Genomic DNA, 11233 nt, shown 5'->3' with positions numbered 1-11233 from the left:
GGGATTACATCACGAATACATCTGCCCGATGTTGGGCAAGATAGCCTTGTTGCGGCGGCGAGAAGGCTCCGGCGCGCCAGACGGCAGGGGCTTCTGCAAAGCCAAAGCGCTGCATTGCCAACTGTTCGAACCCGAGACGCTGCAAATCTGTTTTGTCGACGCGCGAGGAGACAAGAACCTCGCCATCATCTGCGAAACTGATGAACCCACGATCAAACAAATGATCAGCGTCTGGCGTGAGGAGAAGGCCATTCATGCCATCAAGGCGCTCCTGGGCGGACCTGCATAGGCGCCAAGGTTTGATGTGGCTAGCGATTAGGAGCGCGGGGTTGGTGACGCCAGTGAGGCGGCACGAGCGCTCTATAGTCTCAACATTCGTGCGAAATTTCCCCTGGCCGCGACGCGCCTGAATGACACTTTTCTTCACAGTCTCTTCGAGTTGCATGTCTTCCAGGATACGGCGCTCAACCGCATCCTCCAGCATTTCGTTGACGACTTCATAAGTGAGGCTATTGGCGCCTCCGCGTAAAAGAGCGTCATGGTTGAAAGCCGCACCAGCGACGATAGTACGAAACACATCCGGCGAAATGCTCGCGAGATAGGCCTTTTGATTGCCCGAGCCAGTGGTCTGATGGATCGGCGAATAACGGGTGGGCAGAAGCGGACCTAGTTTGCCGATCAGCGCCTTCGGACTAACCGTCGGCGCAAGCGGCGTCCAGTACACAGGAAGCAGCCATCCTTCCTGGTTCCAATAGGCCCCAGTGTTTTTGAATTCTTCAGGTTTCGGCGCTGTGAATGCGAAATCCGTGACCCTGCCAACGTAACGCACCGCTTGCTCGGAATAGGACAACACGACGTCGCCGGGCGTGGCCCGACGCATATTGTTGTAGAACTCGCTCCGTGCGCCGTTGCTCTCGGTCTTAGGAGACCAGAGGTACTGCCCGTCGATCTCTTGGCGGGCCGTTTGATTGTGATTAACCCACCAAAATCGCGACATCATTTCAAACGGCTAATTAATTGCTGTAGCCCGAATATCATCTATTCGAGCACTTCCTTGTAATCAACTTGAGATGAGATTTCGCCCCCTCACCGCCCCATCATCATCCCATAATGCACCGCCAGCAGATCCAGCCCCACCTTCAGCAGCTTCGTCACAACATCCCGGCCCTCGCCGGTCTGCTCCGCGACGCCCTTGATCGAGCCTTCCGCGCAGCAGACTTGTCGCACCACGGCGGCCACCTCCCAATGGCCTAGCGCCCTTGTGGCGGCTGCATGCGCGCGGCCGGCGTCCAGCACGCTGTCGGCGATGCCGCCGCCATGGCGGCCGCTGTCGACGCGCTCGGTCCAGCGCATCGGCTTGACATCAGCCTGCTGGCTGCAGCGGAAATCCTCGCGGTAGCGCAAGCCGGCCTCGCGCTGCTGGCGCGACAGCGAGGTGATGCCCAGCAGCGGGTCGATCGTGCGCACCCGCACGATGCCGCCGGTGGAGGTGAAGCCGTCATTCGACACCTCGTAGACGCGCCTTGCTTCCAGCGTGCCGGCGGCCAGCCGCTTGCGGCCGAAGGCGTCATCCCTGAGCGCGAAATCATGGCCGACCTCGCGGCGGATACGCACCTGCTCGGCCTCACCCTTGGGCAGTTTCGGCGCCTGGGGTTTGGCGGGTTTGGTTTTCCTGGGCATGGTTGGGGTCCTCGGTTGGGGTGTTGGTGATGGGCCGGTTAGCTTGGCGTCTGGCTCCCCCTCACCCGGCCTCCACTTCGCTCGGCCACCCTCTCCCCGAGGGGAGAGGAGACTTGCAGCGCCGGCGCCTTCCTCTTCTCCCCCACGGGGAGAAGGTGCCGGCAGGCGGATGAGCGACTATCTGGGGTGTCAAGTTGCATTTGCGAAATCGATGCGCGCGTCGCGTGCTTTTGCATTGAGAATGACGAGCAGCTTGCGGGCGAGCGCGATGCGGATGACCATCTTCTCCTTTCCCGCGCCCTGCAACCGTTGATGGAAGGCAGCAAGGTGAGGATCGTATCTGGCGACGGTGCGGGCAACGAGGAAGAGGATGGAGCGCGGGCCTTCGCGACCACCGCGCACCGACCGGCGGCCACTGCGCTTGCCACTATCATTGGCGATCGGCGCGAGGCCCGCGAGCTTGGCGATGGCTTTGTTGGAGAGGATGCCGATCTCGGGCAGTTCGGCCATGAGGCGGGCCACGGTGCGCGAGGCGACGCCCTTGAGCGATCGGAAGGCCTGGTCGAGACAGGCCCACAAGGGATCGTCGTCGATCAGCGAGGCGATCTCGCCTTCGAGCCGGCGGCTCTGGCGCTTGAGCAGAGCAATGACCTCGTCGAGGCTGATGATGGTCTCGGCATCGCGAGCCGCGCTACGGCGCTGCTTCTGGATGGTGAGGTCGCCGGTGACCTGGGAAAGCCGGGCGACCAGCGCCTTGAGCCGTTGCTGGGCCACGCTCGGCGGCGGCGTCGGCTGCAACCGCTTGACCTGCCCGTAACGGGCGATGACGGCGGCATCGATCCTGTCGGTCTTCTCCAGATACCCCATCGCCTCGGCGAAGTAGCGAACGCTCCTCGCATTGGCCATGCCGCAGGGTTGCCCCATCTCCCACAACAGCAGGAAGGCCAACCGTTCGTAGCCGCCACTGGCCTCCATGACGACGAGTTCGACGTCATTGGCCTGACACCAGGCGGCCAGATCGGCGATGCCTCCCGCATCGTTGGCGAAACGGCCTGCCGTTCCGATCGGCTCGATATGGACGTCGAGCCAGTCTTTCGAAATATCTATTCCACAGAGGGTCTTGTTCACGGTAACCTGCCTTGTGCGTGCGATTGGAGCCAAGCGACTATTCGGTCGTGCGTGACGAAGGCGAAGATCCCAGGCTCATCCACGGTTGTAGCCGCAGGGGTAACGGGCGACTTCGCCAAGCCTCGGGCCGGACGGCCATCCAGCCCGAGGCTCAGTCGCTTCCATCGCACAAAATCATCCCTGTGCAGATACAAGGGGGTCTAGCTCCTCTTGATGGCAGCCTGCCCCAGCGTGCCGGCCGCCCGCCTTGCCAGCAGCTCTCGTATCGCGCGGCGTTCGCGCAGTTCGATGCAGAGCTGCGCGCTGGAGGGGCAGAACTGGGCGTTGCCGGTCTTCAACGTGTCGCCGACGAAATCGGAGACGTAGAGCTGCATGAAGGGCCGCTCGCTCATGGCAGTACCCGCCCAGCCAAGCCGGCATCCAGGCCGATGGAACCAGCGCGAATTTTCGACGTTATGCGGCGTCCACGGACACGGGAGAGATGCCGATGACAGCCTTCATGCCGGTTACCCTGCGCTTTTGCGACAACACGACCATGCTGGTCGGCTCGGTGGCCGAGGCCGCCAAGGCGCTGAGCCAGCAATGGCCCGACAAGACCTCGCCGGCCTATGTCCAAGCAGCCCGACTGGTGGCGCTCGCCGTCGACGGCACCTGCTGCCAGCGCATCGCCTTCGAGGCTCTCACCAAGGCGGCCAGGCAACAGAACATAATGGTGGTCAAGCCGAAAAGCCGCGCCCATGACTGGCTGGACGCCGTGGCCAGCCCGTGAGAGGCGCGCGCCGGCCGAAAAATTGATGCAACCGCGCGGCGGAGCGGCGCGTTTATGAAGGCGGTAGATTAGGCCGCGCGCAGAGCGAAGGTGAACGCCGTGGGTACGATGAAGACCGGACTGCCGCTCAAGGTGCGGATGGACGAGCAGATCGAAGAGATCGACAGCGTCAGCGAAGCCGCCGACTTCCTGCAGCGCTGGCCGCTCGAGCGGCGCGGCCATGTCTACCGTAGCGCGCTGAACGCCTGCAGCGCGGCCATGGCCGCGCAGATTTCCGAAGCCGACGCGATGAAAGTGTTCACCGGCTTCGCCCGCGTGGCCGACATATTGGTTGACGGAGGCGGCCCGGCCATCGTGATGGACGCAAAGAGCGTGCAAAGCCGCACGCCCAAACAGGGCCGGCAGATGCCGAAATAGGGTTTTGGCGATTTTGTTTCGGGCTTGATTCATTTCAAATCCTTCACCTCTGGTGGTGACGGCGTGGCAGCCCCCCTCACCCAGCCTCCGCTTCGCTCGGCTGACCATTCCGGGGCGAGCCGCGTGTCTCGCCCGTCCTTCGGACCCCCGAGGGGAGAGGAGACTTGCAGCGCCGTCGCCTTCCTCTTCTCCCCCACGGGGAGAAGGTGGCCGCGAAGCGGCCGGATGAGGGGGCTGGCGGCAACAGCAATGGGAGAGCGGCCTCACCCCACCGCCACAAAAACCCGGCGCTGGAAGCGCGCCTGGTGGTAGGTGCAATAGCTTTTCAGCGCCTTGGTTCGCATGCCGCAGCACAGCATGTCGGCGCCCGGGCGGCTGCCTGGCGCATCGTTGTCTGGATTCTCTTCCAGCGTCAGGTCCAGCGGCGCGCGGCAGCGGTTGAACAAGCAGTCGATGAAGCGCATCGCCACGCCATGCGGCTGCCGGCCGACGGGCGTGCGCGGCGGCACCGGGACTTTGAAACGATAGGCCTCGCCGTCGGCGATCAGCACGCCCACCTCGCGCACGAACAGGCGCGGCGGCAGCCAGGCCGGCGAAGCGTCGCGCTTGGTCGCCGCCTTGCGCATGCCGGCGCCGCCGGTGGCGAGCACGGCGTTGATCGTGCCGGCGACCGGCCTGATGCTCGCTTTGCCCTTCGCGAGTGTTCCATTTGCCCGCTCGCTCACCGTGCGCTTGCCGGCAGCCCGCTTGGCTCCGACCGGCAGTCCCTTGCCATTGGCAAAGCCGATCGCGCCCAGCATGGCGTTGCGGTGGACGATGCCGATAATGGCATTGCGTGACACGCGCACGCCGCGCAGCGCGCTGAACGCGGCTGCAATCCTGGAGGCGGAAAGCCCGTCCTTCAGCCAGCGGGCGATCTCCTGCAATTCCGCGTCGGTATAGCTTGCCATGTCCAGGCTCCATCCAAGGTTCTGCCTTCGGCCGCGCGCCGTCAGGCAAGCGTCAAGGTTTGGGCCCACCGGGCCGCAGTCGGGGTTGTGTGGTTCGAGGGCCGGCTGGCGCCGGCTCAGCCGGGCCGGGTTTGCAGCCCGGCCGATTCAACGAAGCGCGAAAGTCGCGCCTCGGCCGTCTTTCTGTCAGGAGCGGAAACCGCCCTGCCCGTCAGCCTGTCGAACAGGATGACGGTGCCGTCTTCGGTGCGGATGCACGACCTGGCGGGCAGACCGGCGCCATGCCGATCGAATTGGGGCCGGTCGAATTGGGGGCCGGAGCCGCTGGGAGCGGCGGCTCCGGCCGTTCCGGTCGCCGGTGATGGGCGGACCGGATCCGAGACTGGTGCCTTGGGGCACTGAGCCTCGGGCTTCACCCCGGCCGGGGAGGAGGACGGCCGGAGCGGAAGGGAATGGGTGGCGGCCTTTGCCGCCGGATGCGCCTCGCGTGAGGCCGGCGCCGTTGCGCCATCAAAGCTGGACAGGTTTTGCATGACCAGATATAAGCATAACTCAAAATAAGATGCAAGCCATTCTTTCATAGACGAGAGCCGCTTTCATCGCTCACATGGGCGCCATGGCTAAAACGGAACTGTCGATCAAGGTCGGGGCGGCGATCCGCAAGGCGCGCAAGCAGCGCGGCCTGGTCATGCGCCACATTGCCGAGCACAACGACACCGATGTCGCCGCCGTCGGCAATTGGGAAACCGGCCGCAATCTGCCCAAGACCGAGAACCTGTTGAAGACCGCCGCCTTCCTGCGCGTCGACCCGGTGGCGCTCGGCCAAGGGCAGGTCGTCTTCCTCGACGATGCCGGCCCGGTCGCCGACGCCGAGATCGTCACCGATGCCGGTCCGCTACCGGCCGGCTCGATGGACATCGAGGTGCTGGGCGCGGCCGTCGGCGGCGACGATGGCGATTTCACCTTCAACGGCGAGCCGGCCGGTTACGTCCAGCGCCCGCCGGGCGTGCGCAGCCTGCCGAAGGTCTTCGCGCTGCACGTGCTCTCCGATTCCATGGTGCCGCGTTACGAGCCCGGCGACCTGATCTATTGCGGCGGTCGCGACGCCGTGCCTGGCGACCATGTGGTGATCGAGACCTTCCCGGAAGAAAACGAGCGCAACGGCAAGGCCTTCATCAAGAAGCTGGTCAAGCGCACCGCAGCCGAGCTGGTCGTCGAGCAGTACAATCCGCCCAAGACCCTGACCTTCAACCGCTACGCGATCAAGCATGTCTGGCGGGTGATCCCGTTGAAGGAATTGCTGGGGTATTAGAGCAGATCCTTCCCTTCTCCCCTTGTGGGCCTGTTGCGTAATTTGCTGGTTGCGATTCTCCGAGAGCAGCGCTCGGAGGGAATGACGATGGCGGTGAAGCAGACGGGCCCACAAGGGGAGAAGGTAAAACCAGCCCCACCCTCCCCCAGACCTTCAAGCCCGCTTCGACCCCTCCAGCGGCACCTCGCGCTCATTCAGCATCCGCGCTTCGCTGCGCACGCGCTGGCGTTCGTCGATGAACGCCGCCTGGATCGAGACCGCCGCGCCCGGCAGCCCGTCGGCGCGGCAGGCCGAGCAGACGATGCGGCCCGACAAGGCGGCCAGCGGCGTGTTCCCCGTCACCCCGAACCGCTTCAGCTGATCGGGCCGCCACCAACGGTTGCGGCCGCAATCGGCGCACTCGACCGAGATCGAGGCGACATGCGCGATCACTGGTTCCCTGCCCGGCAATGCCATCGCCCCTCGCCTTTGTTCCTGATTTGTTCGCATATTCCTGTGTTTTGCGCCGGGAGTCGAGTCGCAGTTTTCAAACAGTCTCAAAAGTTTTTCTTCTACATATATTTGAGTTATGCTTATATAACTCGCAAATGTGAGTCGGGGCGCGAACCCATCGCCACATCAAGCCCGGGAGTGACGATGGACGCCGCCGATTTCGCCCGAGCCTGCGGTTACACCGGCGACAGCCCTGCCCTCCTCGAAGCCTTCGAAGCCATCCGCCGCAACGGCATCGCCCACGCCCGCCTGGATCACATCAGGCGCAAGACTGTCATCGACGAGCTGAAGCAGTCGGAGGCGCTGTTTTTGGCGGCGATTGGCCCGGCGCTGTCGGCCGAGGAAGCCATCGAGGATGCCGCCCGTTTCATCGTCTGCTGGCGCAATATGCCGCGCTGGCGCCAGGAGCGGCGCCTGCCCGACCTGATCAGAGCCAAGCAGCAGCGGCTCGTGGCGCGCTTCTTCCGACGGTACGGCCAGCGGTTCTGGGCAAGGGAAGCGGCGTGAGGTGGGCAGTAGCTGATCGACAGCTCCAGTTAAAGCCGTCCTTCCGCCTCCCTCACCGTCGCACCCGCGACTTCAGCCACCGGTCGAACGCCACCGCCAGGATCAGGATCAGCCCAATCACGATGCTTTGCGTGTAGGACGAGACGTTGTTGAACTGCAGCCCGTTTTGCAGCACGCCGATGAGAGCCGCGCCGACCACCGTGCCGCCGACCGAGCCGATGCCGCCGAACAGCGAGGTGCCGCCGATGACGACGGCCGAAATGACAGTCAGCTCATAGCCGATGCCGGCCACCGCTTCCGAGGAGTTCAGCCGCGCCGACAGCACGAAGGCGGCAAGGCCGGCAAAGAAGCCGACGATGACATAGACCGAGACCAGGATGCGGTCGACGCGCAGGCCCGACAGCCGGGCTGCCTCGGCATTGCCGCCGACGGCATAGACGGCGCGGCCATAGCGGGTGTAGCGCAGCACGATGTGGCACAGGATGGCGGCCGCCGCGAAGATCAGCGCCGGCACCGGCACGGGGCCGATCAGCCCGGTGCCGAACCAGCGCATCGAGGCGTCGAAGCCCGAGATCGGGCCGCCATTGGAGATGGTCAGCGTCAGCCCGCGAAACACCGTCAGCCCGCCCAGCGTGACGACGAAGGGCGGCACTTTCAGCCGGGTGATGACAAGCCCCTGCACGCCGCCTGCAGCAGCACCCACCACGACGGCGGCCAGCAGCGCCGCAAACCAGCCGAACCCTTGCGTTCCGCTCGTCGACAGCGACAGCGTGTTGGCGGTGCCGCCCTTGGCGACCACGGCGGCGACCATGCCGCAGAAGGCGAGCAGCGAGCCGACCGACAGGTCGATGCCGGCGGTGAGGATGACGAAGGTCATGCCGAGCGCGATCAGTCCGGTGATCGAGATCTGCCGGGTGATGTTGAACAGGTTGATCGGGTCCATGAAGCTCGGCTTCAGCACCGTGAAGACGACGATCAGCGCCACCAGGAACAGCAGCGGCCCGAAGCTCATCAAAAGCCGCGCGAAATTGATGCCGCCGCGCTGGTCCTCCGCCACGCTCATGGTGTCTCCTTGCGGTCGAGTGCCATCAGTTCCATCAGTCTTTCCTCGTTTGCCTCGACGCCCGGCATCTGCCCGGTGATGCGTCCGCGGCGCATGGTGACGATGCGGTCCGACACCGCCAGCACCTCGGGCAGTTCGGACGAGATCATCATCACCGCAATGCCGCGCGCCGCAAGCTGCACCAGGATCTGGTGCACCTCGGTCTTGGCGCCGACATCGACGCCGCGCGTCGGTTCGTCGACGATCAGCACCTTGGGATCGCGCGCCAGCCAGCGCGCCAGGATCACCTTCTGCTGGTTGCCGCCCGACAGGCCCTCGATCGCCTGCTCGGCCGAGGCCATGCGGATCGACAGCATCTTGCGAAAACCGGCCAGCGCATCGCGCTCGCGCCGCTCGGCCATGAAGCCGAAACCGTTGCTGAAGCTGCCCAGCGATGCGACGGAAAAATTCGGCAGGATGCCGAGCGCGGCAAAGATCGCCTGGTGCTTGCGGTCCTCCGGCACCAGGCCGATACCGAGCGCGATGGCATCGGCGGGTGATGCCGGTGCGATTTGCTTGCCATCGAGCGTGATGGTGCCGGCAGCGATGCGGTCGGCGCCGAAGATGGCGCGCGCCAGTTCGGTGCGGCCCGATCCGACGAGGCCGGCAACGCCGAGGATTTCGCCGGCCTTGAGGTCGATGTCGACGCCGTCGAGCACGATGGCATGCGGCGCCTCGGGGTCGCGCACGGTGCGCAGACCGCGCACCGACAGCACGACATCGCCGGCAACCGCGCGCTGCGCTGGCCGCGCATAGAGTTCGGACGCCGCACGGCCGACCATCTTCTCGATGATTTTTGGCAGCGCGATCGGCCCGCCTTCACGGTCGAGATGCCCGGCCAGCCGTCCGTCGCGCAGCACCGTCATGCGGTCGCAGATGGCGGAGGCCTCCTCCAGCCGGTGGGTGACGAACATGATGGCGACCTTGTCCTTGCGAAGCCGGTCCATGATCGACAGCAGGCGCTGCACCTCGGTCTCGGTCAGCGCCGAAGTCGGCTCGTCCATGATGATCAGCCGGCTTTTCAGCGACAGCGCCCGCGCGATCTCGACCAGTTGCTGCTCGGCCACCGACAGCGCCGACACCGGTGTCATCGGATCGATGGAGAGACCGACGCGGGCGATGATATCGCGAGACGCCGCCTCCATCTTGCGCCAGCTCACAAGCCCGAGCGGACCGACCGGCGCGCGGCCGATAAAGATATTCTCCGCCACCGTCAGCGTCGGGATCAGGCTGAGCTCCTGATAGATGGTGACGATGCCGAGCCGCTTGGCGTCCTGCGGGCTGGATGGCTGATAGTCGGCGCCGTCGAAAATGATATGCCCGCTCGACGGCGGCATGACGCCCGACAGGATCTTCAGCAGCGTCGATTTGCCGGCGCCGTTTTCGCCGAGCAGGCCTAGGATTTCACCGGGTCTGATGTCGAGCGAAACGTCGCTCAGCGCGGTCACGCCGGCAAAATGCTTGGTGATGCCCTCGACGGCGAGCAGGACGGGTTCGGGCGATGCGGCTTCAGCTGTGGGCAATGGTTGCTCCCGGAGACATGGAACGTCAGCGCTGCCCCTCACCCTTACCCTCTCCCCGTGCAGAGACGGAGAGAGGGGTCGCCAGCGTTGGAGCGCTTCCCTTCTCCCCGTCACTATACGGGGAGAAGGTGCCGGCAGGCGGATGAGGGGCGGCGCCAACCTCGACAGTCGGTGCTCAACCCAAGCCCCTACTTCGTCTCGCCAATCCGCTCCGCCTTGTCGAGATTGTCCTTGCCGATGACGATCGGCGTCAGCAGCACCAGCTTCTCCTTCGGCTCGGTCTTGTCCTTGGCGAAGGCCACCGCGATGCGCACCGCGGTGCGCGACTGCTCGCCGGGGAACTGCTCGACGGTGCCGGCAAGCTTGCCGTCGCGCACCGCGACCAGCGCTTCCGGCAGCGCGTCGAAGCCGTAGATCTTGACGTCGGTGAAGTTGCGCGCCGCGCAGGCCTCCATGGCGCCGAGCGCCATGTCGTCATTGGCGCAGACGATGGCGTCCGGCTTGCCGTTGGCGGCAAGGCCGGCTTCGGTCACCGACAGCGCCTCGGCGCGGGCGAAGTTGGCGGTCTGCTCGAAGACGATCTGGTACTTGTCCTTCAGGGGATCGAGCACATTGTGCACGCCCTTGTTGCGATCGATCGCGGGCCCAGCACCTGGCTGGCCCTGCAGATGGAAGATCTTGGCGCCGTTGGGGAATGCCGCCACCATGGCGTTGGCTTCCGCCTCGCCGCCCTTGACGTTGTCGGCGCCGACATGGGCCAGAATGCCCTCCACACCGTCGACGCGGCGGTCGATCGTCACCACGGGAACGCCGGCCTTGACCGCTTCCTCGATGGCCGGCGCCAGCGCATTGACGTCGAGCGGCGAGATGACGATGGCGTTGACCTTCTGCACCAGCGCCGCCTCGATGTCGGCGGTCTGCTTGGTGGCCGAGTTCTGGCCGTCGCTCTCGGTCAGATTGACGCCTTGCGCGGCGGCCTCGGCCTTGATCTCGTTCAGCATGTGCACGAAGAACGGAAAGCCGAGATTGGGCACCGAGCCCAGGATGGTGAGCTTGTCCTGCGCAAACACCGAAGGTGCGGCAAGCATCATGGCGCCAAAGGCCGCGGACGACAGCAGGAATTCGCGTCTGTTCATGGGATCCTCCTCCACAAGAACGCACGACCCCGAAAACCGGGATCGGTTTCAGGAAGGATCATGCGTCGGTTCAAAGTGTTGGAGCATCCTCCCTGCGCCCGAAAACGCATGCCGCTCCAGCTGGCCGCCGCTGTAAAAAGAGCCTCCCACCGACGCCTGCGCGGAGATGCTAGCCCAGGGTCAACCATTTGTGCAACATCGATATAACAGAGCTGCC

General features: G+C 64.9%; 14 protein-coding genes. 4 read left to right on the top strand and 10 right to left on the bottom strand.

All coding sequences use genetic code 11. The features are described from left to right. Positions 1-4 precede the first annotated feature (4 nt). The 4 genes from ACZ89F_RS07935 to ACZ89F_RS07920 all read right to left on the bottom strand — a co-directional run bounded on the left by ACZ89F_RS07935 (position 5) and on the right by ACZ89F_RS07920 (position 3200). The gene (locus ACZ89F_RS07935; protein ID WP_476091186.1) at positions 5-1000 is read right to left on the bottom strand and encodes an HNH endonuclease; all 996 of its coding nucleotides are present in this window, start codon (positions 998-1000) and stop codon (positions 5-7) included. An 86-nt stretch (positions 1001-1086) separates the two neighbouring features. Continuing rightward, the gene (locus tag ACZ89F_RS07930) at positions 1087-1680 is read right to left on the bottom strand and encodes a DUF6456 domain-containing protein (protein WP_476091185.1); all 594 of its coding nucleotides are present in this window, start codon (positions 1678-1680) and stop codon (positions 1087-1089) included. A 189-nt stretch (positions 1681-1869) separates the two neighbouring features. After that, complete coding sequence (locus ACZ89F_RS07925) at positions 1870-2808, bottom strand: IS110 family RNA-guided transposase (RefSeq protein WP_476091143.1); 939 nt, start codon at positions 2806-2808, stop codon at positions 1870-1872. 200 nt (positions 2809-3008) lie between these two features. After that, a complete protein-coding gene (locus ACZ89F_RS07920) occupies positions 3009-3200 on the bottom strand; it encodes a hypothetical protein (RefSeq protein ID WP_476091184.1) in 192 nt (63 codons plus the stop codon). A gap of 95 nt (positions 3201-3295) precedes the next feature. Here ACZ89F_RS07920 and ACZ89F_RS07915 point away from each other — a divergent pair, with 95 nt between their 5' ends. Next, entirely contained in the window at positions 3296-3577 is a 282-nt protein-coding gene (locus ACZ89F_RS07915) for a DUF982 domain-containing protein (protein ID WP_476091183.1), read from the top strand. Positions 3578-3685: 108 nt separating this feature from the next. Further along, the gene (locus ACZ89F_RS07910) at positions 3686-3994 is read left to right on the top strand and encodes a DUF982 domain-containing protein (protein WP_476097236.1); all 309 of its coding nucleotides are present in this window, start codon (positions 3686-3688) and stop codon (positions 3992-3994) included. 263 nt (positions 3995-4257) lie between these two features. Here ACZ89F_RS07910 and ACZ89F_RS07905 read toward each other — a convergent pair whose 3' ends face one another. Together ACZ89F_RS07905 and ACZ89F_RS07900 are read right to left on the bottom strand one after the other, a co-directional pair. Continuing rightward, a complete protein-coding gene (locus tag ACZ89F_RS07905) occupies positions 4258-4944 on the bottom strand; it encodes a GcrA cell cycle regulator (protein ID WP_476091182.1) in 687 nt (228 codons plus the stop codon). A gap of 116 nt (positions 4945-5060) precedes the next feature. Continuing rightward, positions 5061-5525 carry a hypothetical protein gene (locus ACZ89F_RS07900; protein ID WP_476091181.1) on the bottom strand — a complete coding sequence of 155 codons (465 nt, stop codon included), beginning with the start codon at positions 5523-5525 and terminating at the stop codon, positions 5061-5063. A gap of 26 nt (positions 5526-5551) precedes the next feature. Here ACZ89F_RS07900 and ACZ89F_RS07895 point away from each other — a divergent pair, with 26 nt between their 5' ends. Continuing rightward, entirely contained in the window at positions 5552-6256 is a 705-nt protein-coding gene (locus tag ACZ89F_RS07895) for an XRE family transcriptional regulator (RefSeq protein WP_183450084.1), read from the top strand. Between the two features lie 153 nt (positions 6257-6409). Here the strand turns inward: ACZ89F_RS07895 and ACZ89F_RS07890 are convergent, their stop codons facing one another. Further along, the gene (locus tag ACZ89F_RS07890; protein ID WP_476091180.1) at positions 6410-6712 is read right to left on the bottom strand and encodes a hypothetical protein; all 303 of its coding nucleotides are present in this window, start codon (positions 6710-6712) and stop codon (positions 6410-6412) included. 180 nt (positions 6713-6892) lie between these two features. Here ACZ89F_RS07890 and ACZ89F_RS07885 point away from each other — a divergent pair, with 180 nt between their 5' ends. Continuing rightward, the gene (locus ACZ89F_RS07885; RefSeq protein ID WP_476091179.1) at positions 6893-7255 is read left to right on the top strand and encodes a hypothetical protein; all 363 of its coding nucleotides are present in this window, start codon (positions 6893-6895) and stop codon (positions 7253-7255) included. A 52-nt stretch (positions 7256-7307) separates the two neighbouring features. On the opposite strand, the gene ACZ89F_RS07880 is transcribed toward ACZ89F_RS07885, so the two are convergent. From ACZ89F_RS07880 to ACZ89F_RS07870, 3 genes are all read right to left on the bottom strand, one after another. Then, positions 7308-8318, bottom strand: a complete 1011-nt coding sequence (locus ACZ89F_RS07880; protein WP_476091178.1) for an ABC transporter permease — start codon at positions 8316-8318, stop codon at positions 7308-7310. Next, a complete protein-coding gene (locus tag ACZ89F_RS07875; RefSeq protein WP_476091177.1) occupies positions 8315-9880 on the bottom strand; it encodes a sugar ABC transporter ATP-binding protein in 1566 nt (521 codons plus the stop codon). The genes ACZ89F_RS07880 and ACZ89F_RS07875 overlap by 4 nt, the downstream gene beginning before the upstream one ends. A gap of 188 nt (positions 9881-10068) precedes the next feature. Beyond that, positions 10069-11016 carry a substrate-binding domain-containing protein gene (locus ACZ89F_RS07870; protein ID WP_109660434.1) on the bottom strand — a complete coding sequence of 316 codons (948 nt, stop codon included), beginning with the start codon at positions 11014-11016 and terminating at the stop codon, positions 10069-10071. Between the last annotated feature and the right edge of the window lie 217 nt (positions 11017-11233).

This window comes from Mesorhizobium sp. USDA 3734 (assembly GCF_056279665.1).
Note: the sequence above shows the minus strand (reverse complement) of the source record. Positions and strands in the feature narration are given on the sequence as shown.